Source organism: Paenibacillus sp. FSL K6-2859 (genome assembly GCF_038008265.1).
Lineage (GTDB): Bacteria > Bacillota > Bacilli > Paenibacillales > Paenibacillaceae > Paenibacillus_AQ > Paenibacillus_AQ nitricinens.
Genome location: NZ_JBBOYU010000001.1, coordinates 5,787,778 through 5,810,435, shown reverse-complemented (window position 1 = coordinate 5,810,435; position 22,658 = coordinate 5,787,778). Strand labels below are relative to the sequence as shown.

Sequence of the window (22,658 nt, the reverse complement as noted above, 5' to 3'; positions counted from 1 at the left end):
GGATAAGAGGGGGATTTAAAATGAAAAAATTACTACTTACTTTTTTTAGTCTGACATTGGTTGTGGTGCTAGCTGCTTGCGGCAATAACAATAATGCTTCTAACTCGGCTGCCACTAATGCACCTGAAAACGGTGCTGCAACTACAGAACCAGTGAAATTGGTGGTTGGTGCTTCACCTGTTCCACACGCTGAGATCTTAAAAGCTATTAAGCCATTGCTTGAAGCGCAAGGAATTACATTGGAAATCAAAGAATTCACTGACTATGTTCAACCAAACGTTCAGCTTTCAGAGAAGAATCTGGATGCTAACTTCTTCCAACATCAGCCTTACCTGGATGACCAGAATCAAAAGAACGGTTCGGATCTAGTTTCGGTTACAGCTGTTCATGTTGAACCTTTTGGTGCTTATTCCAAGAAAATCAAATCCATCGACGAGCTGGCTGATGGTGCGAAAGTAGCTATCCCTAATGATGCTACAAACGGTGGTCGTGCACTGATCCTGCTTGCCAAAAATGGACTGATTAAATTAAAAGATGATACCAACATCACAGCTACTCAAGCGGATATTACTGAAAATAAGAAAAACCTTAAAATTATCGAGCTAGATGCAGCAATGTTAGGCCGTCAATTAGATGAAGTGGATCTTGCCTTGATTAACACTAACTATGCGCTGGAAGCTGACCTAGTGCCAACTAAAGATGCTTTGTTCATCGAAGGTACGGATTCCCCCTATGCTAACATCCTGGTAGCTCGTCCTGACAATAAAGATTCTGATGCAATCAAAAAGCTGGTCGCTGCTCTGAATTCTCCGGAAGCGAAGGCATTCATTGAAGAGCAGTATAAAGGCTCGATCATTCCAGCATTTTAAGACAGAAAGATAACTTATTCTCTAAACAGCATAAAACCCGCTGCCTAATGGCATGCGGGTTTTATGCTGTATGTTGTAGGGAAAGTGTAAATCCTCTATAATAAGAAAATCCCGATCTCCTGAAGAGGAGGATCGGGAATGATATTGAATGGGATTAGAATACTTGCATAACTTCTTGTACGCCTTCTACTTCTTCAAGTAGGGCGCGTTCAATCCCGGCTTTCAAGGTGATCGTGGAGCTTGGGCAGCTGCCGCAGGCACCCATAAGTTTCAACTTCACAATGCCGTCTTCTACATCGACTAGTTCAACGTCACCGCCATCGCGCTGTAGGAACGGACGAAGTTTATCAAGCACTTCCAATACTTCATCATACATTTCGGTGCTTTGTGCATTCTCACTCATTTCTCAATCACTCCTTTCGTAAGTTCATTATAGTACAAAAAGTTAAAAAATAAAATGGTTAGGCGGAATAGGGAGATCATCATGAGACCAATTATTGAATTTTGTGCCAGTAACATGGGTCACGGAACAGACAAGCTAATGCAAAAGCTGGAAGGAAATCCAGATTACGATGTGATCGAATACGGATGCCTGAACAATTGTGGGGAATGTTATTTAACTCCATTTGCAATGGTTGAAGGAGACATCGTTGCAGCAGATACGGTTGCTGAGCTCGAAGAGAAAATTGATGCTAAAATCAAAGAGCTAGAGGCTTGGTTCAATATGGACCTTGATTAAATGCTTTTTGTGGAAAATAAAGGGCTGCTCTTTTTCGTATTTATAACGGAAAAGAGCAGCCCTTAGGTTTATCCTAAAGTGCGTTTTGACATCCAGAGCACCCCGCTCTTAAGGATACGGGGAACCCGTCCTTTGACGGAGCGTTGGCCCATCAGACCAAATCCAGCTTTCTTGCCTAGTGAACCTAAAGTACCCTTTAGACGAATAGGATGAAGCTTAGGGGTCTCGCCGCGCCACATGGCTTGAATAACCTGAGCAACCTGCTCACCCTGCGCTCCTGCTGCTTGTGCGCTTGGAGCGAATGGCAGGCTGGCACAGTCGCCAATTACATACACTTCTGGATAATCAGGTACACGATAATATTCATCCAAAATGATCCGTCCTCCGCGATCCTTCGGGACTGTTAATTCCTGAACAACCTTCACCGGTTGAATCCCTGCGGTCCATACCGTAACATCTGAAAGAATTTCCTCTGTACCGTTAAAAAGCGCATCTTTCTCTACATGGGATACTGAGACACGTCCAAGTGTCTGTACTTGGTGGTGGTGAAACCATTCCTCCACGTACTGTGACAGCTTCGCAGGGAAGGCAGATAAGACACGTTCACCACGATCCAGAATAGCAATATTAAGATCTGGCCGGCTCTCCCGAAGCTCTGCCGCCAATTCCACTCCACTTAGTCCACCGCCTACAATGTTAATTGTTCCATAAGGCTTCACATCGTTTAAACGTTGGTAAGTTTCGCGTGTTCCTGCAAAGGTCTGGATACTGCAAGTATATTGATCAGCTCCAGGGATGTTATGGTAATTGTCGGTACAACCTAGTGCAATGGCAAGTATGTCATAAGACACAGTCTCATCAGGCTCCATTGTAATGATTCTACTCTCCAAATCAATGGAACTCACCTCACCGTAACGGATAGTGAGACGGGGATGAACCGGAAACTGGATCCGCAAGTGATAGTCAGTTACTGTACCCGCGGCAAGCGCATAATATTCCGTTTTGATTCCTTGATAAGGCATTCGGTCAATTAAGATAATTTCAATATCCTGAGGAAGGTGATTATTGAGCAATTCTTGAATTAGGGCCAAGCCGCCATAGCCGCCGCCCAGAACGAGTAGTGTTCTCATGCTGACCGAACTTCCTTTCCAATATAGGGTAACGGATCTAGGTAGTCTTTTATTCGTATACCTTTATCGCATTGTAGAACGTGTCACGTTCTACTGGAATTCGTCCAGCACCTTTTACTAACCAGATCAATTCATCGCGAGTGAGGCCTTCAGGTGTTAAGGCACCAGCCGCATGGCTAATGCGTTCTTTAAGAATAGTACCATGTACGTCAGAAGCACCGAAGTTCAGTGCAACTTGAGTAAGCTGAGGACCGATATTAATAAAGTACGCTTTGATGTGATCGAAATTATCCAGCATCAATCTGCTGATCGCAATCGTCTTCAGATCCTCATAAGCTGAGTTGCGGCGCATAATCCCTGCATTCTTGTTCTTAGGCTGCATAGATAATGGAATGAATACCATAAAACCATTGGTTTCATCCTGTAGATCGCGGATCTGCATCATGTGCCGGATACGATCTTCATGAGATTCAATCGAGCCGTAGAGCATAGTTGTATGTGTCTTCATGCCAAGCTGATGTGCTGTCCGGTGAACTTCCAGATATTCTTCCACATTAGCCTTATCTACACGCATTTTTTTACGGTATTGATCAGATAATATTTCTGCGCCACCACCAGTAAGCGTCTTAAGTCCTGCTGCACGTAGCTGCTCCAGTACTTCACGAATACTCAATCCGCTAATTCGGGTGAAAAAATCGATTTCGGCTGCAGTGTATGCTTTTAAGGTTACCTCAGGGAAACGTTCATTCAGGGCTTTTAAAGAATCCACGTAATACTGGAAAGGAACCTTGTCATTATGACCGCCTACGATATGGAATTCGCGCACACCTGGATGAATATGCTGTTCGACATATTGCACCATTTCCTGACCAGAAAGGGTATATGCACCCTCTTCTCCATCATCTTTGCGGAAATTGCAGAATGCACAGTGAGATTCGCAAACATTGGTGAAATATAGACTCATGTTCTCGATAAAATATACCCTGTTGTTGTTCTTTGCGACATTGACTTCATTTGCTAACTGGCCAATCGTTAGCAGGTCGTTACTTTGATATAAATAAACGCCATCTTCTAAATTCAATCTTTCGCCGCCGCGAACTTTTTCAATAATGTTCATCATTCGGGCGTCTGTTTGGGGGGTGAAGAGAGTAGACATATAATAAATTCCTCCTGAAAGTTTTACGGGGTCCATTGCCCGCAGATAATTCCCAGACTTACCCAGACGGTAGCTGTTCATTCATGAAAATAAATCAGAGGTTTAGCCTCCGTGACAAATTTCCGAATTTTTACTTATGTTTGCCTTCCTTATTATAAACCTCTCTTATAAGGGGATCAACAGCTGGATATGGATGGCTTAATTTGGTGTGATAGGTCAAGCATAAGGCAGTTGTGACTTGAGGGGAATGGAATAGTCGGTTATACTGAGTTTATTAAGTATATATTTTTAAGAAAGTAACTTTTGGCCGGATGGCCTCTTAAACATAAGTTTTTTTCTTGTGAAGTCAGTCTAATCTATAGGAGGATATGATCATGATTAATATTAGCGAAAAGGCAGCAGAACAATTAAAGGCGATGCTTGCTGAACAAGAAGTGCCGAACATGTTCCTCCGTATTGGAGTAACGCCCGGCGGTTGCAGTGGATTCTCTTACGCTATGGGCTTTGATGATAATGAAACCGATCAGGACGTATATATGGACATCCAAGAGATGAAGGTTGTCGTGGAGAAAGAGAATCTTCGTTACCTGGATGGTCTCGAAATCGATTTTGAAGAATCCGGCATGACGGGCGGCTTTACCATCAATAACCCGAACGCTACGGCAACCTGCGGCTGCGGCTCAAGCTTCCGTACAGCTACGGATGCGGGGAAACCGAACGAAGAGCCTTGCTAATCGCGACGTTACGCCTTCAAGCCCCATGTTGATTTCTACAACAAGGGCTTGGAGGCTTTTTTTATTCTCAATGACAAAAGTCATCACAAGGAGCTCAAAGCATGCTAATTAGGAAATTAAACGCAGAAGAACAACCTCCCTTACATTTGTTGTTATTAGCCGATCCTTCCCTAAGTCTTGTTGAAGCGTATTTAAAAAGAGGGCAATGTTTTGTAGCTGAAGTGGAGAATTGCATTATAGGTGTCTATGTTTTGCTACAAACGAGGCCTGAGACAGTGGAGCTAGTGAATATAGCCGTTGATGAGAATCAGCAAAGTAAAGGGATAGGTAAGCAGTTGGTCTATCATGCGATTCAGAATGCGAGATTACTTGGTGCGAAGACAATAGAAGTGGGTACGGGGAATTCTAGTGTAGGACAACTGGCTCTTTATCAGAAATGTGGATTTAGAATTACCGGAATCGATAGAGACTTTTTTATCAGACACTACAGTGAAGAGATTGTTGAAAATGGGATCAAGGTAGTGGATATGATTCGTCTTTCGTTAGATATATGAGTGACATACAAGCAAAAGCCCTCCGATGGAATTCCTCGAGAGGGCTTTTGCTTGTTCCTGCGTACAATTAGGCTGGAATAATAAACTTGTAATTAATCATAAACACGATGAGCGCTGCGGCTCCAAGGGAAAAGGCAATACAGCCAGCACCCAGTGCTCTGCGTCTGTCTTTAATGAATTTTAAGCCGATAGCGCAGATCAGTATAGTCGTTCCAGCCAATACGATGGACATCCCAAGCATGGCCACCCAATATAATACCTCAAAAAACTGAGCCATTCCGAGCCCTCCCCGCGCTGTTTTTTAGCAAGCCTTTAATTCATTATTATAATAGTAGGAATTGAAAATGTAACCGCTATTAATAATACAACGATTTTGAAGATTATTCTAGTTATAGTGAACTCATCCATTGTGATTTAGATGTCGAATGTTCAGAGATAAGGTTCTACAAAATCTGCAATGATACCCTGCAGGGTTGAGAATGTTGTCGATACAAGCTCTATGCCCTTTTTGCTAAGAGCTTCTTCCTACACGGACAATCATACAAGAGGGCGGGGCCTTTTCTGAGTAATGTATAGGGTAGGCTGGAATGTGAAAGGAGGGAAAGGACGATGTCGGGAAGACAACTGGCTAGCAAATGGTTGAAGACAGAAGCATTGCTCAGTGACGCGAGGGTTTCTCATTATATACCAATGACGAGGGTGTATTCGGCTGACTCACTGTTAGCCATGCTCCGGAGATACGGAAATGTTGTTATTAAACCAATAGTTGGCGGTGGAGGCTACGGTGTAATTAAAGTGTTTCGGGATAGCCGGGGTTATGGATTTACTTATATGGACAGAACTCGAATTTACAAGGACTTTAGATCCATGAGACGAGCGCTTCATTTCGTCAAGGTTAGACGTAAATATTTGATTCAACAGGGGATTTCTCTCGCCAGAATTGGTGGGCGTCCTATTGATTATCGGGTCAAAGTAGTGAGAAATGGTGGTGTTTGGGAGTTTCGCTCTATGGTGGGAAGATTGGCCCGGCCTGGCCTGTTCGTAACTAATTTATGTAAAGGAGGCACGATGCTTTCTTGTCGAGAAGGGCTTCGCAGATCGTTGCCTCGAATTAAAGCCTCAGCGAAGAAAGCAGAAATGCGCAGGCTTACGCTAGTATGTATCGAACTGATGGAGCGGCATTTCCCGGGAATAGGCGAACTGGGTTTTGATTACGCCGTGGATTATTCAGGTAAAATATGGATTCTGGAGGTTAATACAAGACCTCAGTAAATTAACAAAAATTTTAGAATTGACGATAATAGAGTAGTAAGATAAAATTGCGTTTAGTTGCGTTCTTTTGGGGTAAATTATATTGTAATTTATTTACAATAAAAATATATTTTTAGCTGTATGCAAGTGGTTCAGTCCTGTGTATAACTATTATCCCCATATTCCACTGTGCAGTTATCACCTTTATAACGCTTACGCACATATTATACACAGGATTTCCACATGTACTTGTGGATAACGCGAACGCTTGTTCGAAAAATGATAGTTTGATATGATAGATTCAGATCCAAATACAGGAAAGGTAGATGAACGTTATGGTTGAATTGTCCGATGAGATGCTTCTAGACTCTTACCATAGAGCGATAGAACTGCAACTAGAGCATGATTTCATCGCTCTTCTACTCGTTGAGATTCGCAAACGAAACTTACACTCTCCAGTTCATGCGGTTCTTCATTAAAACAGCGCAAAGTATACCTTTGTAGCAGGCTACATATAAATAAACCGCGAGTCACAAACATAAAAGGGTATCCTGATAGGCTGGTATTGATAGGCCTGTCAGAATACCCTTTTTTATTGTAGTAGATAGAATTAGAGTTTCATATTACTACTGTGTCCTGGTGAAAGCTTGGCTTCCGGATCGATGTAGACTTTTGCGTTATTCACAGCCGTTGGGGCTTCGCCGAATCCAACAGCAATTAGCTTCAGCTTACCTGGATATGTGGTGATATCGCCGGCTGCAAAGATTCCCGGAATACTCGTTTCCATACGTGAGTCAACGACAATGGAGTTTCCTTCAATATCGATACCCCACTCTGCAATGGGTCCCAGAGAGGAAACAAATCCGAAATTGACGATTACACTGTCGACTTCGATTTCTTGTGTTTCCTTGGTCTTGATATGGGATAAGGTAACCTTAGTAATAAACTCGTCACCATGCAGTTCTGTAATTTCAGTAGGTGTAATTACGTTAACTTTGGAAGCCATCAGATTCTCTACACTGTGCTCATGCGCACGGAATTTATCCCGGCGGTGAATTAGGGTTACTTGCTCCGCGATCGGTTCCAGCATTAGTGCCCAGTCTACTGCGGAATCCCCGCCACCGCTAATCAGAACTTTTTTATCTTTAAAGGCATTTAAATCATTTACAAAATAATGAAGGTTGGCTTTTTCAAACCGTCCTGCGTCTGGCAGTTCTAAACGACGAGGTTCAAAAGCGCCTACGCCAGCTGTAATGATAATAGCTTTACTGTGATATTCTGCGACATCGGTTGTAACTACAAAATGGCGTTCGTCCCGTTTCTGAACAGAAATTACTTTCTCCTCCAGCCGGATATTCGATTGAAACATATCCATTTGCCGTGTCAGGTTGTCAACCAGTTCTTGTGCAGTTACTTTTGGGAAACCTGCTACATCATAAATGTATTTTTCAGGATAAAGTGCAGCAAGTTGTCCTCCCAATTGGGGCATACTTTCAATAAGTGTTACGGATGCCTGACGCATCCCGCCGTAAAATGCGGCAAACATGCCAGCTGGACCGCCACCTATGATTAAAAGGTCGCTCATAGGAACGCCGGATTGCTCTTGTGTCACGGGATATTACACCTCCGAGTTGATATATTCATTTTGCCATACTTGTATTCTTTCTTATTATAAACATTGTGACACATACCTGCAAAGAAAGACTTTAGAACACAATAAGAATGTGACGTTTTTTAGTATTTTAATGTTTGATTAATAGTACACTAAGGTTTACAATGGATATGGTCAATTTAGAAATCCTTTAAGTTTGATTGGAATTTCTTCTAAATATAAGTGTATAAATTCACAAAAAGGACCGTACATTGTTTCAATAAAAAATACAAAGACAGATTTACCTCTTGGAAGGAGCCGGAACATGAGTAGTATTCCCAAAATCGTAATCTTAGGCGCGGGCTATGGGGGTATTTTGACCGCACAGCGCTTACAGAAGGCTTTGAACTATAATGAAGCGGATGTCACGCTCGTAAACCGTCACGAGTACCACTATTTTACTACCCATCTACATATGCCTGCCGCGGGTACAGATAGTATTGAACACACTCGGGTGTCTATTTCTAAACTAATCGATGAATTTAAGATCGATCTGGTTAAGTCATCTGTTCAGGAAATTCGTACCCAGCAGAAAAAGATTATTTTGGAGGATGGTACTCTTTCGTATGACTATCTCGTCATTGCTTTGGGCGGAGAGCCTGAAACCTTCGGTATTCCAGGACTTGATAAATACGCACTGACGATCCGGAGCATCAACTCCGTTCGTTTGATTCGTGAACATATTGAGTATCAATTTGCTAAATATAAGAACGAGAACAATGCACAGGAGCATATCAATTTCGTAGTCGGTGGTGCCGGCTTTAGCGGAATTGAATTTGTGGCCGAATTAGCTGACCGCATCCCTGGGTTGTGCAAAGAATTTGACGTTGATCCAAGCATGGTAAATATATATAACATAGAAGCTGCTCCAACAGCTCTGCCTGGATTTGCTCCTGAACTTGTTGAGTATGCGATGAACTTGCTCACTAAGAAGGGTGTTACCTTCAAGATGGGCGTTGCGATCAAGGAATGTCTACCAAACGGTGTAATTCTGGCATCAGGCGAAGAGATTAAGGCTTCTACAATTGTCTGGACCGGCGGAATTCGAGGAAACCGTCTGATTGAAGCTGCAGGATTTGAAGCTATGCGCGGACGTGTGAAAGTAGATGAATATTTACGTGCACCAGGCCAAGACAATATCTTTATTATTGGAGACGGCTCCTTAATGATTAACCCGGAAGGCCGTCCTTACCCGCCAACGGCACAAATTGCTATGCAACAGGGAGAATGCTGTGCTCATAATTTGGTGGCTGCGATCCGTAATCAACAACCAAAGAAATTCGCATTCAGCAATAAAGGAACAGTCGCCTCACTAGGTAAAGGGCAAGGGATTGCTGTAGTTGGCAGCAAAACTTACAAGGGCTGGACCGCAGCTCAATTGAAAAAAGTTGTGGATATGCGCTATTTGTTCATTATTGGTGGGATTCCGCTGGTTCTGAAAAAAGGAAGATTCTTATAAGATGCGTCACTGCAGCGTGCAGGTGCGTGGACTGCTGACCCGAGAAGAATTGGACCGTTATAACGGACTGATTGAGGTTGGATCTTATCTGGAGGATCAGAATCAGTACGATCTAGCGTATGTTGTTCAAAAAGAAATTGATCTGCTCATTCTCCCTGGCATTGAACGCTTAAAGGAAAAAGGGCGAGCACGTGACCGGGCTACGGCTGAATATTTGGAAAGTCTGCGTGATGATGAAGATGGCAGCGAAGAGGATGAGGAAGCAGGAACTTCGTTATAGCATTTTAAAAAGGTGAGTCTCCATAAAGATCTGGAGACTCACCTTTTTTTGTTACAATTTAAGCATTTCCTCAAAAGAATCCTCAGTCAGCAGGTTGCCGACATAGAAAGGTCCGAATTCGCCGTAGCGGGCACTGACTTCGTCAAAGCGCATTTCGTAGACTAATTTCTTGAATTGCAGCGGATCTTCAGCGAATAGGGTTACGCCCCATTCCCAATCATCCAAACCTACGGAGCCGCTGATAATCTGTTTCACTTTACCAGCATAACCTCGTCCGATTAATCCGTGAGAAGCCATCAGCTCCCGACGTTTATCCATATCAAGCATATACCAGTTATCGGCGAGCTCGCGTTTCTTGTTCATTGGATAGAAGCAAATATGCTTCGCTTGCGGCAAAACAGGTTTTAGACGTGCGATAACATGCGGATTCTGCATAGGATCACTACCATCGCTGCCCCCCGCAAGGTAATTGCTTAATTCAACAATACTTACGTAGGAATAGGCTTTAGTTGTATATTGAGCAAAAGCGATTTTGTTAAAGGCCGTCTCAAGCTTGTTCAGATCTTCCAAGCTTTCGCGCAAGAACATCATTACGAAATCGGCCTTCTGGCCAACGATGGAATATACCGCGGAGCTGCCTTGTTTAGCTTCTTCGACAGGACTCCATTCTTGCATAAAAGCATGTAATTCTTCCAGAGCAACAGCACGTTCTTCGTCATCTGCTGCCGTCCATGCGGTCCAGTTCAGTGAGCGGAAGTCATGCAATGCATACCAGCCTTCCAGTGTCATAGCGGCTTCGTTCATGATCTCACTCCTTAAAAGTTTTACGAAGCATAAGCTTCGCTTGATACAACGTCGCGTAAAACTAGCTACGAAGCTCCTGCATCATAGACTATGTATGATTTATTAATCTATATGCATTGTATCGCAATCAAGTTGCTTAGAGCAAATGATGACATTCCGTTGTAAGAGTATTAGACCTAATTTTGAATAAAGTTCATTGCTTCGTGACATTTTTTCTAGTAAACTTACTACTAGCTCGTATAAGATGTGCGCTTCTTTATAGAAAGGGGTAGTGACGGTAAGATGGGGTTTATTCCAGTGTTTATCCTAACCGTTTTATTCTTTGTGATGATGTTTGGTATTGGATTTATTCTTAACATGTTAATGAAGACAACCTGGTTTCCCGCTTATCTATTCGTACTTATTATTCTACCCGTCGTAGTCTATTCCATTTGGGATAGAAGCGCGATGTCGCTCTGGGAGCATCTTTCCAGTTTCCACTTTGTTGATTACTTAACTGGTGTCGCTGGTCTTGCAGGTGCTATATTGAGTGGATGGACCATTCAAAAACTGCGCTTTGGCGGTTACAAGATGTTTTAAAGATTTAATTGGAAGACCTGCGGCTCTGATGTGAGAGTCGTTTTTTTGAACATATAAGCTTTTAGTTCTACGCTAAGAATCAATTTTGAAATTCAGCGAGAAACGGAACCTTCCTCTTGCAGAGGACAGCGAAGCCGTTTCTTCTTGTTTAATAGAGGCAGATATTCGTAAGAAAAAGCTGATTATATAGCGAAAAGAGTCGGAATTGGTAGTTTATTTACATTTCCGGCGACGTTTTTTATGATAGAATAGAATCCTGTATGAATTCGTGAAAACAAGGGGGTATCCGTAGATGCGCATGAGTAACTTACATCATTTCACCGAACATCATCGGTACTGCGTTTCCCGCGAATTTGGTCTTAGTGTTATAGATGGACGTATGCTTAGCTCTGTGTATCAGCCTATGGTAGGAGCTTTTGCAATCAGTTTCTATCGCTTGCTGGTTGAACATGTGCCAGCAGATAGCATTGGCTATTCTGGAGTGGAGCAGCAGCGCAGATTATTTATGACGCTAGGCGTTGAACCGAATGAGAAAGGCCGCAAATATTTAATAGATCAGGCTTCCCGGTTAGAAGCGGTAGGTCTGCTACAGACCTGTCGAATCTATGTACCGGAAACTGATGATTACTTATATGAATATGAGCTTATGCCGCCGCTATCGCCAGCTGACTTTTTTGCCACTCAGCATTTGACGTTGCTGTTACGCGATAAAATCGGCAAATTTGCTGTGCTGTCCTTACGGGAACAATTCTGGAACCGAGAGCCAGAAGAGTGGAGTCGCAGATCCATAGGCAAAGAGAATATCTCCGTGCCTTTTTATGATATTTTTCAACTTAATACACATGTCATTGATTATGAGCTGGAGCAGGCACTTGCAGAAGTAGCCACTGTGCGTCAGCCTGGCATGCGTGAATCTGGAGAACAAGCGATTGGATATAGTGATATTATTTTGCGTTTTCCGCGGGAGTCTGTAAACCGGGCTCATGTAGAAAAATTGCGTTTTGACCATACTCAAATGGGTGTTATTAACTATGTAGCTCATAAGTATGAACTCAGTCCGCAGGATTTATGTCGTCTGCTGGATGAAGATGGCGTGTTCGCACCGGAAGGTGAGGTTATACTGGATGCACTGCAATATAAAGCGAGCCAGCATTTCAGGCAGGATATGAAACGACAAGAAAAGCGTGAAATTGCTGCTGCTAAGGTTGTTTCCATCCGTTCCAGTGCCTCCGAAGAGAATGATGATTCTATAGCGCCTCCGGAGCAGTCTGTAGAGATGGAGTATTATGTAGAAGTACCACCACAATTTTTGTCCAAATGTGACATTCACCAATATAATATGATGCTGCGGAACGAACCATATACGCGGCTGCTTCAAACTTTTTTCCCAGGTGCAGTGCCCAGTCATTTGATGGATATGTTCGAGAAAATAGATTTGAATTATAAGCTAAGCGGTGAAGTAATTAATGTACTTATTCATTATTTAATGACTATGGTAGCCTCAGGTGGAGAACAGCGAATGAATCGCAATTTTGTGGAGGCTATCGCTTCCAATATGCTGGTTAAACAGGTGAACACCTACGAAAAGGCTGTAAAATATATCAGGGATCAGTCCAAAGTGAAAGGCAAGGGAGCTACAACTAACACGGCGGCAGGATCTCGATCACGTTCATATGCCAAAAATACAGACCGATCTGCTAAACCGGAAATTCCGATTGGGCTTGACGATGGAAGTGCAGGAACGGTATCGGAAGAGGAATTCGCGGCGATGATGAAGAAAGCGGCAGAAATTAAAGCCAGCAAGAAAAAAGGCGTCTCCCAAGCGCCGTAATGAAAGAGAGGTGGAACTATGGAGTCTATGGGCGATGTGCTTCGTTCGATCAACAATCCAACTCTACGGCAGCGTCAACGCGATCTTGAACAGGAGTTATTCAATCATCCACTTGTGAAGGCATTACAGTCTGAACATCCTGAGTTAGATGATTCGCGACTGCGGCTTCATATGAGCCGCCTGTATCAATATGTAGAGGAAAGCCGTCACTGTGCGAACTGTCCGGGTCTAGAGAAATGTCCGAATGATTTCCCTGGTCACTTTAGCAAACTTACGGTAGAGAGCGTGAATGGTTCGGCGGACTTATATGAACGCAAGACGGCATGCCGGCTTAAAGTGGCACAAGATAATCAGGATAGCATCCGCAAACGTATCCGTAGCTTTTATGTGGACGAGCGTGTGCTCAATGGCGGTTATGATGAAATAGATATTATGGGCAAGGATCCACGCCGTGTCTCGGCGGTTAATAAAATATTTGATTATATTACGAGCGTGAAAGAGGAAGGTCTGACTTCACGCGGGATTTATGTACATGGAACCTTCGGAACGGGTAAAACGTTTCTGATGTGTTACTTGCTTCATGAGCTTGCTGTTGCCGGCTATACTGGAGTTATCGTATATATGCCGGATTTTATCGAGGATTTAAAATCGATTATGATGGACGGCCAGAAGATGAAGGAAACCGTTGATACGCTGAAAAACTGCGATTTACTTATTTTTGATGACATCGGTGCGGAGAATTTGAATCCATGGGCGCGCGATCATGTGCTTGGTGCGATTCTGAATTATCGGATGAACCGTAAACCAACGTTCTATACCTCGAATTATCCGCTCGACGGTTTGGAGAAACATCTTAGCTTCACAAGTAAGGATGGCGAGGAAATTTATAAAGGTCAACGTCTGATGGATCGTATTGCTCCTTTTGTGGATGTTATTCCACTGCATGGAGAAAATCAGCGGGGGACGATTAGATAAAACTTTAAATATTCATAACCGTAACATTCAAAAGAAAAGCGATTCTCCTTTTATTGGAGGATCGCTTTTCTGCTTGCAGCCTCTGGCTGCCATGGCATACTGACTCTGATGAATAATAAGGGAATATCTCCCTAAAATTCAACTGATTCATCAACGAAAACGGATATTCTCCCGATTATTAGGGACAAATTCCCTGATTCCATTCAATTATAGTAATTATCGGCTATTATCAGGGGGATTTCCCCTAATCACCCTTAAAAACAGAAGCCGCCCGATAAGTAGCATTTACTACTTTTGAGACGGCCTCTGTTTATATTGTGATGATTCCCTTACTCCGAAATGAACTTAATGATAACCATGCCGAAAAAGACAACGGTCATAAATGCAGTCATTCCGAAAAATCCGTTCATTAAATCGCCTAGATCATTGCGGGGTTCTTCGTTGATATGTTCTCGTGGGTCCCGTACTTGCGCGTTGACATCCATAGCTTCTGCCTCCTTACAGGGACAATGCCTGTATTGTTAAGATGCAAATTGAGTTGACCATTATGAAATAAGTCATTGACATTTAATGCGCTTTCTTAGAGTATACCGAAAGGCTGGGGAGATTGTAAAGAAAAGAGTAACGTAAATAAAATTAGTTTGAGGGCAATATAATTGTATGTGATATATAACATATCCCTTAAAGATATGTTATACTGGAATTGTGTCGGTAAGTGGTAATTTGGTTATCATATTACATGAACAACTTATTAACTTATATTTTCGGAGTAACTTCCATAAACTAAGCTTTGGTTTAGAATGGAGTAAAGCTTCGTAAAACTTAGAGGAGGAACAATATCATGGCTATCGTGAATGTGTCTGACCAAACCTTCAGTAACGAAGTGGAAGGTCAAGGTACTGTAGTAGTAGACTTCTGGGCTCCTTGGTGTGGTCCTTGTAAGATGATTGCTCCAATCTTGGACGAATTGTCCGCAGAACTGGGAGACAGCGTGAAGATTGCTAAATTGAATGTGGATGAGAATCCGGAAACGGCTTCCCGTTTTGGCGTGATGAGTATCCCAACCCTGATCTTCTTCAAAGACGGTCAACCGGTAGATAAAGTTGTGGGATTGAACTCCAAAGAATCCCTGAAAAATATCGTAGCTAAACATCAATAATTGTTAAATGCTACAGTTCGGGCCTCGGCCCTGCCGCTCAGCGCCTTCGGTTCATTCCGGAGGCGTTTTGTGTGCTGAATGCCAACTAATCATGGGTCCAATTTAGCTGGAGGGGATCATTTTGGACAACATCCGCAATAAACTGGCTCTATTACCCGATCTGCCCGGGTGCTATCTGATGAAGAATGAAGAAGGCACCATTATTTATGTGGGGAAGGCGAAGGTACTTAAGAACCGGGTTCGTTCTTATTTTACAGGCAGTCATAATGGTAAAACGCAGCGGCTTGTCGCTAACATTGCTGATTTCGAATATATTGTTACGTCCAGCAACATGGAAGCGCTCATTCTCGAGTGCAATCTGATTAAGAAGCATATGCCGCGTTATAACGTGCTTCTGAAGGACGATAAGACATTTCCTTATATTAAAATAACGAATGAAACTCACCCTCGGCTTGAAGTCACACGCCGGGTGATTAAAGATAAAGCAAAATATTTCGGCCCTTATCCTAACGGTTATGCTGCACAGCAAACGAAAAAGCTCCTCGATCGTATGTATCCGCTCCGTAAATGTGGCGTAATGCCAAAGGAAGTCTGTCTTTACTATCACATGGGCCAATGCTTGGCGCCGTGCGAGAAGGAAGTGCAGAAATCCGAGTATGAGCAGATTACGCAAGATATCGCTGCTTTTCTGAGCGGAGGTCATGATGCAGTTAAGAAGGATCTACAGCAGAAGATGCAGGAAGCTGCTGAGGAATTATATTTTGAACGGGCAAAGGAACTGCGGGATCAAATTATCCATATTGATGCATTGATGGAGAAACAGAAGATTAACACCACAGATACTAAGGATCGGGACGTATTTGGTTATGCGGTAGACAAGGGATGGATGTGTGTACAGATTCTGTACATGAGACAAGGGAAGATGATTCAGCGCCACTCCTCTGTCTTTCCATTCTATGGGGAAGCCTATAGTGACTTTATGTCTTATGTGACGCAGTATTACAGTGATAATCCTGCTCTGCCGCAGGAGATTCTTCTGCCGGATGTGCTTGATGAGGAAGCAGTGGTTGATAAAGAAGCTAAACCGGCGATTGTCATTGCCGCTCCAGCCGAAGAAGATCTGCAAAAGGGGGAAGATACCCCTGAATCGCCTGAAGAAGTTGAGGCCCGTGAAATGGCCGCTGCTGAAGCATCAGCAGCAGGTGTTGTTGATGCTGCAGGTGGCGCCTCTATTCTCCAGGAGTGGCTCGGCACCAAAGTACTAGTGCCGCAGCGTGGCCTCAAGAAGCAGATGGTCGGTATGGCCTGCCAAAATGCAACAGTCGCAATCGACGAGAAGTTCCGGCTTATTGAACGAGATGAAGTACGTACCTCTGGTGCTGCAATGAGCTTAGGTGAGAGCTTGGGGCTCGAACGCTTAAGCCGGATCGAGGCGTTCGATAACTCGAATATTCAAGGGACTAATCCGGTCTCTGCGATGGTTGTCTTCATTGATGGCAAGCCCGCACGAAAAGAGTATCGTAAATATAAGGTTCGTACGGTAGTGGGTGCGGATGATTATGGAACGATGCGCGAGGTCATCAGGCGTCGGTACGAACGGGTGCTGAAAGAGAACCTGCCGATACCGGATCTTATTGTAGTCGATGGTGGTAAAGGGCAGATATCTTCAGCGATTGATATTCTGGAGAACGAGCTGGGGTTATTCATTCCGGTCTGTGGTCTCGTTAAGGATGATAAGCATAAGACGGCTCAGCTTTTGGTTGGAGATCCGCCGGAACCCGTCGCTTTGGCTCGTGATAGTCAGGAATTTTATCTGTTGCAACGGATTCAGGATGAGGTCCATAGATTCGCCATCACCTTCCACCGTGAACAACGTGGGAAGTCCATGGTTACTTCTAAACTGGATTCCATACCAGGTATAGGCGAGAAGCGGCGCAAGGCGCTGCTTAAGCATTTCGGATCGCTAAAGAAAATTAAAGAAGCCTCCATAGAGGATTTCAAATCACTTTCTATTGGCGAAAAGCTGGCTAGTCAAATTCTTGAGGCACTCAAGGATGAAGAGCCATCATCATAGGCATCAGAAACGCAGGAAAGATGTATACGTAAATATAAAAAGATGTCATAGCAGATTTTCTGCTATGACATCTTTTTTCATGATCGGGTGTCTCACCGTTACTTCTTTAACCTACAGATGTAGGTTCAACCGGCTTAGGTTCTGATTTTTGCGGCGGGTTAAACCGATAGACGATGTAGGCCACTATGAACGGCATGATAATCGCGAAGATACCAGCCCCTACATTCACGCTTTCCTTCATAAAGATCAGCGTAGCGCCCATCAGAATGCTGTCAAACACGACGTGACTGAACATGACGGCAATAAAGCCGTAACGAAGGAAAATATAGCTAAAGAGCAAACCGATCACGGTCAGCTCAATGGGACGGGAACTGATGGGATAGATCGGATACAACGTATGGCCAAACGCCCAAACCAGCGTGGTGATCAGGCTAGCAATGAACGTGCTACGGAATACTTTTTTCAACATAGGGATTCCAAAAAAACGATAAATAGCTTCCTCGGATAAACCTGCGAGCCATGCAACGATGGGCAGCAGCCAAGCATATCTCATGTTGTAAGGAGATTGAGTGGCGTCAGTAGTGGACCAGTTCTGCAAGGTAAATGATAATACGATGAACATAAGGGTCTGCACCCCTAGCAGCACGAATGCCCAGACGTATCCAGCCCGGATACTATCCAGCACATATTTTCCATAGCCAGGCTCTTTAGCGCGAGGCCATGGGTTCATCCCCTCTTCTTTTTTCCATAGGCCGTCCCCTCCAACTAAAGAAAAATATAGCAAGGAGGACATTAGGAGGCTATATAAGGCATAAATGATGAACATAATGACGGAAGTTATCTGAGCCTCGAGTCCTTCGCCGGAGGATTCAGGAAGCATATTATAGGTGCTGATCATCATGATTACAAAATAAGCTGAGCTTAGGAATATTCCGCGCTTAAAGGAAGTATGTTCTCTTCTAAGTATGCTGTAGATGAGTGCCAGAATTCCTAAAGCTAAAGTAGGCAGACCGTAGCCGAATAAAGTAAGCTTTTCTGCGAGAGAGGTCTGATCCTTTACATAGGAGGTATGCCAGGCTGGAGCGGCGAATCCTGCTTTAAAGCTGGATACCTGTTCGCCAGTGAAATCGAAATAATAGTGTAGTAAGGATTCGCCAACCTGAACGGAACGATCTGTATACACAAGCCCATAGTTTCCCGTATTTGATTCAATTTGCAATTTGGCGGGATTCACCCCCCATTCCTGAAGCCAAGGTCGGGCAAGATTTTCTTTTTGGGCTAGAGACAAGTCAGTTCCCTTGTCCTCTTCTTTTGCACTAGTGGATACATTGCTTGGTGACCCTGCAGATGATCCTTCTACTCCTTGTTTGAAGGCGACAATCACGCCAGTATACATATTGAGGTCAACGGTGATTAGCGGCTCTTGTTCCGCTGAAGGACTAAGTGTTACACGGAAAATGTCAAAAGGATATCGTTGATCCAGCTTCTTCTTTGTATAGTCCTCCAAAAGCTTCTCGCGGGACATATAACCATAAAAGGAAGAATCCGTATCATAGAGTACATTCCACTGATCATTTGGTGTTTTGGTGTAGTTTAGCTTTTGTTCTGCAAATGATATCGCTTTGTCGCGGGCTTCAGCCTTGCTGATGACAGTAGTATCTTCCCCCACGGGGCTATTTAGCACTGAGGGAGCAATCTGAAACATAATAAATAGAATAAGACCGATAATGCCCGAGATGATGAGCCTCTTGGAGAGGGCACGTTGCTGTAAGGGCTGGCCGACGGGATTCATGTAACGCCTCCTTGTAAATTGACAATGTTATGTTCCATTATAGTATTAGTGCCATGATAGTTACAAAAATCATCGTACATTCTTTTTATGGGTAATAGAGATATTATAGAATAGGTATCTGAATATATACCATGAATTTAAAGTGATCATTTCTTCATTTTTCATGAAAATCGATGCAATTGCAGGGAAAACACGGAAAAGTGATGAGAAAAGGTACTCCTACTGGTACATCCTCTCCAAACCGCATTTTTCATATGAATCACCATTAATAGTGTCTTTGTGATTTATCGAAATAACATATATAATTTGTATGCAATTGTATATAGCCGAATTTCAGGTGAAAACGGGGGAACCACAGGAAGTAATGAAAAGATGAGTATACACCATAGGCGGTGTCTTTATTCATCAGGGGTGAATTTCGTTCTAGGAACGAATAGGGCAGCCTGCACAGTCCGAATCCGTCAGCTAACCTCGTAGGCTAATTTACTGCAGGAACCAAGGGTAGCATTGGTTTTCCAGTGCTTTTTTTGTTGGAATTCTTTAAATTTAGATAAGAGGGTGACGTAGTGGCTTCACAGTTTCGCAGGGTTTCTGAATCAAAGTTTCTGAAGCTTTCTCCGCCTCAGATTATGGTGCTTGGTTTTGCATCGATCATTCTGATTGGAGCCTTGCTGCTTATGCTTCCCATATCGAGTACCAGTGGGAATGCTGTGAGTTTTATTGATGCGTTGTTTACTGCAACATCGGCCACCTGTGTGACAGGACTTGTGGTGCTGGACACCGGGACGACATTCACCATTTTTGGGAAAACCGTAATTATGGTGCTTATCCAGGTTGGTGGCTTAGGGTTTATGACAATGGCGACCTTATTTGCCATGATGATGAAACGCAAAATTTCCTTGCGGGACAGACTGATCCTTCAGGAAGCCATGAACCAAGGCTCTATGGAGGGGATTGTTCGACTGATCCGTAGAGTACTTATTTATTCTTTGGTCATCGAAGGCTGTGCAGCGGTGCTTCTGTCCTTACGCTGGGCGTTTGATATGCCACTGGGAAAGGCCATTTATTTTGGAATATTTCATGCGGTGTCTATGTTTAATAATGCTGGATTTGATATTTTCGGGGATTTCCGGAGTTTAACCGATTATGTATATGACCCGCTTGTGAACATCGTGGTGATGTTTCTGATTGTCTCTGGCGGGATTGGTTTTATTGTCATGTCGGATCTGGTGGAGTTTCGTGTCAAACGTAAATTATCTTTGCATAGCAAAGTTGTACTCTCCACCACGGCAGGGCTTATTCTTATCGGCGCTTTGGTTATTTTTATATTCGAATTTACAAATCAGCGCACTCTGGGTAATCTGAATTTTGGCGGCAAAATATTATCGGCATTCTTTCAGTCTGTATCGCCCCGAACCGCTGGCGCCAACACGGTGGATATTGCCGGACTGCGGCAAGCCTCACAGTTCTTTATGGTTATCCTTATGTTTATTGGTGCATCACCGGGCTCAACGGGTGGCGGGGTCAAGACTACGACCTTTACCATTATGATTGGTGCAGTAATCGCGATGCTGCGCGGGCGTGAAGATGTTGTGCTGTTCCGTTACCGATTGGCGCAGGAGCGTATCTATAAAGCGTTGACGTTAACTTTACTGGCTTTACTATTGGTCCTTTCTGTATCAATGTTACTGTCCACAACAGAGGATAGTAATTTCTTAGCAATATTATTTGAGACGACCTCAGCCTTTGCTACGGTGGGACTAAGTATGGGGCTTACACCTGAACTGTCTGTTATCGGCAAGATTCTGATTTGTCTGACGATGTTTGCGGGTCGCCTAGGTCCATTAACATTAGTGTATGCGCTAGGACCAAAACAGGGTAAACCATTGTATAAGCACCCAGAAGGTAAAATAATTATTGGATAGGAGTTAATCCGAAATGAAAGCACAGCAATTTGTAGTAATCGGCTTAGGCCGCTTCGGTTCAAGTCTTGCACTTGAGCTGATGGAAATGGGCTACGAGGTGCTCGGCATCGATCACCAAGAGGAGCGCGTGGAGGATATGAGCGATCATCTGACGCATGCGGTAGTGGCTGATGCTACAGATGAAGGAATTATGCGCTCGCTTGGCGTACGGAACTTTGACTGTGGGATTGTTGCGATTGGTGACAATATGGAACGAAGCATTCTGGCGGCGATATTGTTAAAAGAGATCGGAGTCAAGCAAGTAGTAGCCAAGGCGATCTCGATCCTTCATGGTCGTGCGTTGTCTAGGCTGGGTGTGGACAGGGTTATTTTTCCAGAGCGGGATATGGGCATTCGTGTAGCCCATCAGCTCGTGACACCCAATTTGCTGGATTATATTGAACTTTCCAAGGATTATAAAATCGTCGAGCTAACCGTTCCGTCTTGCATGAACGGGAAAAGCTTATCAGATTTAAATACAAGAGCAAAATATGGCTGCAGTATTGTTGCCCTGAACCGGGAAAGTGGAATAATAGTGGCTCCAACGGCACATGATCATCTGAGTGAGGGAGACGTTATGGTACTCATTGGTTCTAATGAAAGTATTGATCGATTTGAGGATGAAGTTGTAAACCAGGATTAAATAGATAATTCCTCCGTCCTTTACATAGGACGGAGGGATTTTTTTAATTAAGATTGCACGCAGAGTATGTACTATACCTCTCGTTCCGTCAGAAACATCTCTTCTGTGACCTGCACGAGGCTGCGGGCCGCTGTGCTCAGGCTTCCATCGTCACGGTAAATCAGACAGGTAGTTCGCTGAGTCTGCTCCAGCTCCTTAATATGCAGAGATACCAGCCCACCGCCGTTTAACAGCTGCGGACGCAGATAAGACTTGGGCAGTAAGGCTGCCACATTGACTGTCGGCAGCAGCCGCACGATGGCTTCGAAGGAGTCAATCTCCATACGTACGTCCGGATCAATCCCGCAGCGCTGGAACAGATCGTCTGTTAGACGGCGGTACCAGGTGCCTTTGGAGAAGAGGATCATCGGCAGTCGGGACAGATCATTCATGGTTAGCTTAGAAGCATGATTCAGAGGATGATGCTCAGAGACAACCAGTCGAAGCTGATCCTCAAACAAAGAAATACAGCGCAGTCCAGGCTCTTGAATAGAGGATGCGATCAGACCTATATCTGACTTTCCTTCACTGACAGAGGAGACAATCTCATGCGTTCGGCCGGTGATTAGCTTTAACTCCGAAGTCGGGTATTTCTCCATATATGCGTTAACTAGTGGAGGCAGAGTGGTCTGCAGTGAGGTAAGTGAAGCCCCTAAGGTGACCAGCTTAGGCTCGCCTTCTTTGTATTTAGACAAAGCCTCCAGAAATTTAGAGCGCTGCTGCCGTTGTTCAAGTGCGTAGGAATAAGTAAGACGCCCAACCTCGGTTAACTCCAGGCGCTTGCCATAACGATTAAATAGCGCGACACCCAGCCGTTCTTCCAGCTTGGAGATTTTACGAGATAAGGCAGGTTGGGACAGATTGAGCTGGCGGGAGGCCCGATTCAAGCTGGAGTGCTCCACAACCGCTGCAAAAACATCTAAATCGTCAAACATATTTAGGTTCCTCTCGTAGTGCAATCTATAAACAGTAGTG

General features: G+C 43.9%; 24 protein-coding genes and 1 riboswitch. Of the genes, 15 read left to right on the top strand and 9 right to left on the bottom strand.

What is annotated here, in order from left to right:
* Positions 1 to 20 precede the first annotated feature (20 nt).
* Positions 21 to 869, top strand: a complete 849-nt coding sequence (locus tag MHB64_RS25900; protein ID WP_094873326.1) for a MetQ/NlpA family ABC transporter substrate-binding protein — start codon at positions 21 to 23, stop codon at positions 867 to 869.
* 154 nt (positions 870 to 1,023) lie between these two features.
* Here MHB64_RS25900 and MHB64_RS25895 read toward each other — a convergent pair whose 3' ends face one another.
* Positions 1,024 to 1,272 carry a NifU family protein gene (locus MHB64_RS25895; protein WP_042130899.1) on the bottom strand — a complete coding sequence of 83 codons (249 nt, stop codon included), beginning with the start codon at positions 1,270 to 1,272 and terminating at the stop codon, positions 1,024 to 1,026.
* 81 nt (positions 1,273 to 1,353) lie between these two features.
* Between MHB64_RS25895 and MHB64_RS25890 the strand changes: the two genes are divergently transcribed.
* Complete coding sequence (locus tag MHB64_RS25890) at positions 1,354 to 1,608, top strand: YuzB family protein (RefSeq protein ID WP_094873330.1); 255 nt, start codon at positions 1,354 to 1,356, stop codon at positions 1,606 to 1,608.
* A 68-nt stretch (positions 1,609 to 1,676) separates the two neighbouring features.
* Here MHB64_RS25890 and MHB64_RS25885 read toward each other — a convergent pair whose 3' ends face one another.
* Positions 1,677 to 2,738 carry an NAD(P)/FAD-dependent oxidoreductase gene (locus MHB64_RS25885; RefSeq protein WP_094873332.1) on the bottom strand — a complete coding sequence of 354 codons (1,062 nt, stop codon included), beginning with the start codon at positions 2,736 to 2,738 and terminating at the stop codon, positions 1,677 to 1,679.
* Between the two features lie 49 nt (positions 2,739 to 2,787).
* Positions 2,788 to 3,894 (bottom strand): aminofutalosine synthase MqnE, encoded by a 1,107-nt coding sequence (mqnE, locus tag MHB64_RS25880; RefSeq protein WP_094873334.1) that lies wholly within the window; start codon positions 3,892 to 3,894, stop codon positions 2,788 to 2,790.
* A 374-nt stretch (positions 3,895 to 4,268) separates the two neighbouring features.
* On the opposite strand from mqnE, the gene MHB64_RS25875 reads away from it, so the two are divergent.
* Positions 4,269 to 4,628, top strand: coding sequence for a HesB/IscA family protein (locus MHB64_RS25875; protein WP_042191575.1), 360 nt, complete (start codon positions 4,269 to 4,271; stop codon positions 4,626 to 4,628).
* 101 nt (positions 4,629 to 4,729) lie between these two features.
* On the top strand, positions 4,730 to 5,182 hold the full coding sequence (locus MHB64_RS25870; RefSeq protein ID WP_234539744.1) for a GNAT family N-acetyltransferase: 453 nt from the start codon (positions 4,730 to 4,732) through the stop codon (positions 5,180 to 5,182).
* 67 nt (positions 5,183 to 5,249) lie between these two features.
* Here MHB64_RS25870 and MHB64_RS25865 read toward each other — a convergent pair whose 3' ends face one another.
* Positions 5,250 to 5,459, bottom strand: coding sequence for a hypothetical protein (locus MHB64_RS25865; RefSeq protein ID WP_094873338.1), 210 nt, complete (start codon positions 5,457 to 5,459; stop codon positions 5,250 to 5,252).
* Positions 5,460 to 5,791: 332 nt separating this feature from the next.
* On the opposite strand from MHB64_RS25865, the gene MHB64_RS25860 reads away from it, so the two are divergent.
* Both MHB64_RS25860 and MHB64_RS25855 read left to right on the top strand, forming a co-directional pair.
* Entirely contained in the window at positions 5,792 to 6,454 is a 663-nt protein-coding gene (locus tag MHB64_RS25860; protein WP_042191569.1) for a YheC/YheD family protein, read from the top strand.
* Between the two features lie 314 nt (positions 6,455 to 6,768).
* Positions 6,769 to 6,912 carry a sporulation histidine kinase inhibitor Sda gene (locus MHB64_RS25855; RefSeq protein ID WP_036685584.1) on the top strand — a complete coding sequence of 48 codons (144 nt, stop codon included), beginning with the start codon at positions 6,769 to 6,771 and terminating at the stop codon, positions 6,910 to 6,912.
* A 131-nt stretch (positions 6,913 to 7,043) separates the two neighbouring features.
* Here MHB64_RS25855 and MHB64_RS25850 read toward each other — a convergent pair whose 3' ends face one another.
* A complete protein-coding gene (locus tag MHB64_RS25850) occupies positions 7,044 to 8,018 on the bottom strand; it encodes an NAD(P)/FAD-dependent oxidoreductase (protein ID WP_094877850.1) in 975 nt (324 codons plus the stop codon).
* Between the two features lie 331 nt (positions 8,019 to 8,349).
* Here MHB64_RS25850 and MHB64_RS25845 point away from each other — a divergent pair, with 331 nt between their 5' ends.
* Entirely contained in the window at positions 8,350 to 9,543 is a 1,194-nt protein-coding gene (locus tag MHB64_RS25845; protein WP_042130890.1) for an NAD(P)/FAD-dependent oxidoreductase, read from the top strand.
* A 1-nt stretch (position 9,544) separates the two neighbouring features.
* Complete coding sequence (locus MHB64_RS25840; RefSeq protein ID WP_094873340.1) at positions 9,545 to 9,823, top strand: hypothetical protein; 279 nt, start codon at positions 9,545 to 9,547, stop codon at positions 9,821 to 9,823.
* Between the two features lie 51 nt (positions 9,824 to 9,874).
* Here the strand turns inward: MHB64_RS25840 and hemQ are convergent, their stop codons facing one another.
* Entirely contained in the window at positions 9,875 to 10,627 is a 753-nt protein-coding gene (gene hemQ / locus MHB64_RS25835; RefSeq protein WP_094873342.1) for a hydrogen peroxide-dependent heme synthase, read from the bottom strand.
* 282 nt (positions 10,628 to 10,909) lie between these two features.
* Here hemQ and MHB64_RS25830 point away from each other — a divergent pair, with 282 nt between their 5' ends.
* The 3 genes from MHB64_RS25830 to dnaI all read left to right on the top strand — a co-directional run bounded on the left by MHB64_RS25830 (position 10,910) and on the right by dnaI (position 14,012).
* Complete coding sequence (locus MHB64_RS25830) at positions 10,910 to 11,206, top strand: YuiB family protein (protein WP_042130887.1); 297 nt, start codon at positions 10,910 to 10,912, stop codon at positions 11,204 to 11,206.
* A gap of 292 nt (positions 11,207 to 11,498) precedes the next feature.
* Positions 11,499 to 13,037 (top strand): DnaD domain protein, encoded by a 1,539-nt coding sequence (locus MHB64_RS25825; RefSeq protein WP_341135678.1) that lies wholly within the window; start codon positions 11,499 to 11,501, stop codon positions 13,035 to 13,037.
* An 18-nt stretch (positions 13,038 to 13,055) separates the two neighbouring features.
* Positions 13,056 to 14,012 (top strand): primosomal protein DnaI, encoded by a 957-nt coding sequence (gene dnaI, locus MHB64_RS25820; protein WP_094871647.1) that lies wholly within the window; start codon positions 13,056 to 13,058, stop codon positions 14,010 to 14,012.
* Between the two features lie 329 nt (positions 14,013 to 14,341).
* Here the strand turns inward: dnaI and MHB64_RS25815 are convergent, their stop codons facing one another.
* Positions 14,342 to 14,497: a YqzM family protein gene (locus MHB64_RS25815; RefSeq protein ID WP_094871648.1), complete on the bottom strand. Its 156-nt coding sequence runs from the start codon at positions 14,495 to 14,497 to the stop codon at positions 14,342 to 14,344.
* 356 nt (positions 14,498 to 14,853) lie between these two features.
* On the opposite strand from MHB64_RS25815, the gene trxA reads away from it, so the two are divergent.
* Both trxA and uvrC read left to right on the top strand, forming a co-directional pair.
* On the top strand, positions 14,854 to 15,171 hold the full coding sequence (gene trxA, locus MHB64_RS25810; RefSeq protein ID WP_042130884.1) for a thioredoxin: 318 nt from the start codon (positions 14,854 to 14,856) through the stop codon (positions 15,169 to 15,171).
* A gap of 121 nt (positions 15,172 to 15,292) precedes the next feature.
* Entirely contained in the window at positions 15,293 to 17,245 is a 1,953-nt protein-coding gene (uvrC, locus tag MHB64_RS25805) for an excinuclease ABC subunit UvrC (RefSeq protein ID WP_280787889.1), read from the top strand.
* Positions 17,246 to 17,351: 106 nt separating this feature from the next.
* Here uvrC and MHB64_RS25800 read toward each other — a convergent pair whose 3' ends face one another.
* Entirely contained in the window at positions 17,352 to 19,037 is a 1,686-nt protein-coding gene (locus MHB64_RS25800; protein WP_341135677.1) for a CPBP family intramembrane glutamic endopeptidase, read from the bottom strand.
* Positions 19,038 to 19,351: 314 nt separating this feature from the next.
* Positions 19,352 to 19,533, top strand: a riboswitch (cyclic di-AMP (ydaO/yuaA leader).
* A gap of 133 nt (positions 19,534 to 19,666) precedes the next feature.
* On the opposite strand from MHB64_RS25800, the gene MHB64_RS25795 reads away from it, so the two are divergent.
* Both MHB64_RS25795 and MHB64_RS25790 read left to right on the top strand, forming a co-directional pair.
* Positions 19,667 to 20,962 (top strand): TrkH family potassium uptake protein, encoded by a 1,296-nt coding sequence (locus tag MHB64_RS25795; protein WP_094871711.1) that lies wholly within the window; start codon positions 19,667 to 19,669, stop codon positions 20,960 to 20,962.
* Positions 20,963 to 20,975: 13 nt separating this feature from the next.
* Positions 20,976 to 21,644: a potassium channel family protein gene (locus tag MHB64_RS25790; RefSeq protein WP_094871653.1), complete on the top strand. Its 669-nt coding sequence runs from the start codon at positions 20,976 to 20,978 to the stop codon at positions 21,642 to 21,644.
* Between the two features lie 71 nt (positions 21,645 to 21,715).
* On the opposite strand, the gene MHB64_RS25785 is transcribed toward MHB64_RS25790, so the two are convergent.
* The gene (locus MHB64_RS25785; RefSeq protein WP_341135676.1) at positions 21,716 to 22,618 is read right to left on the bottom strand and encodes a LysR family transcriptional regulator; all 903 of its coding nucleotides are present in this window, start codon (positions 22,616 to 22,618) and stop codon (positions 21,716 to 21,718) included.
* Positions 22,619 to 22,658 lie beyond the last annotated feature (40 nt).

Excerpts from the sequence above, each read along its gene's own strand:
- MHB64_RS25900 (WP_094873326.1), top strand. The coding sequence starts at position 21 with ATGAAAAAATTACTACTTACTTTTTTTAGTCTGACATTGGTTGTGGTG.
- MHB64_RS25895 (WP_042130899.1), bottom strand. The coding sequence starts at position 1,272 with ATGAGTGAGAATGCACAAAGCACCGAAATGTATGATGAAGTATTGGAA.
- MHB64_RS25890 (WP_094873330.1), top strand. The coding sequence starts at position 1,354 with ATGAGACCAATTATTGAATTTTGTGCCAGTAACATGGGTCACGGAACA.
- MHB64_RS25885 (WP_094873332.1), bottom strand. The coding sequence starts at position 2,738 with ATGAGAACACTACTCGTTCTGGGCGGCGGCTATGGCGGCTTGGCCCTA.
- mqnE (WP_094873334.1), bottom strand. The coding sequence starts at position 3,894 with ATGTCTACTCTCTTCACCCCCCAAACAGACGCCCGAATGATGAACATT.
- MHB64_RS25875 (WP_042191575.1), top strand. The coding sequence starts at position 4,269 with ATGATTAATATTAGCGAAAAGGCAGCAGAACAATTAAAGGCGATGCTT.
- MHB64_RS25870 (WP_234539744.1), top strand. The coding sequence starts at position 4,730 with ATGCTAATTAGGAAATTAAACGCAGAAGAACAACCTCCCTTACATTTG.
- MHB64_RS25865 (WP_094873338.1), bottom strand. The coding sequence starts at position 5,459 with ATGGCTCAGTTTTTTGAGGTATTATATTGGGTGGCCATGCTTGGGATG.
- MHB64_RS25860 (WP_042191569.1), top strand. The coding sequence starts at position 5,792 with ATGTCGGGAAGACAACTGGCTAGCAAATGGTTGAAGACAGAAGCATTG.
- MHB64_RS25855 (WP_036685584.1), top strand. The coding sequence starts at position 6,769 with ATGGTTGAATTGTCCGATGAGATGCTTCTAGACTCTTACCATAGAGCG.
- MHB64_RS25850 (WP_094877850.1), bottom strand. The coding sequence starts at position 8,018 with ATGAGCGACCTTTTAATCATAGGTGGCGGTCCAGCTGGCATGTTTGCC.
- MHB64_RS25845 (WP_042130890.1), top strand. The coding sequence starts at position 8,350 with ATGAGTAGTATTCCCAAAATCGTAATCTTAGGCGCGGGCTATGGGGGT.
- MHB64_RS25840 (WP_094873340.1), top strand. The coding sequence starts at position 9,545 with ATGCGTCACTGCAGCGTGCAGGTGCGTGGACTGCTGACCCGAGAAGAA.
- hemQ (WP_094873342.1), bottom strand. The coding sequence starts at position 10,627 with ATGAACGAAGCCGCTATGACACTGGAAGGCTGGTATGCATTGCATGAC.
- MHB64_RS25830 (WP_042130887.1), top strand. The coding sequence starts at position 10,910 with ATGGGGTTTATTCCAGTGTTTATCCTAACCGTTTTATTCTTTGTGATG.
- MHB64_RS25825 (WP_341135678.1), top strand. The coding sequence starts at position 11,499 with ATGCGCATGAGTAACTTACATCATTTCACCGAACATCATCGGTACTGC.
- dnaI (WP_094871647.1), top strand. The coding sequence starts at position 13,056 with ATGGAGTCTATGGGCGATGTGCTTCGTTCGATCAACAATCCAACTCTA.
- MHB64_RS25815 (WP_094871648.1), bottom strand. The coding sequence starts at position 14,497 with ATGGATGTCAACGCGCAAGTACGGGACCCACGAGAACATATCAACGAA.
- trxA (WP_042130884.1), top strand. The coding sequence starts at position 14,854 with ATGGCTATCGTGAATGTGTCTGACCAAACCTTCAGTAACGAAGTGGAA.
- MHB64_RS25800 (WP_341135677.1), bottom strand. The coding sequence starts at position 19,037 with ATGAATCCCGTCGGCCAGCCCTTACAGCAACGTGCCCTCTCCAAGAGG.
- MHB64_RS25795 (WP_094871711.1), top strand. The coding sequence starts at position 19,667 with ATGGTGCTTGGTTTTGCATCGATCATTCTGATTGGAGCCTTGCTGCTT.
- MHB64_RS25790 (WP_094871653.1), top strand. The coding sequence starts at position 20,976 with ATGAAAGCACAGCAATTTGTAGTAATCGGCTTAGGCCGCTTCGGTTCA.
- MHB64_RS25785 (WP_341135676.1), bottom strand. The coding sequence starts at position 22,618 with ATGTTTGACGATTTAGATGTTTTTGCAGCGGTTGTGGAGCACTCCAGC.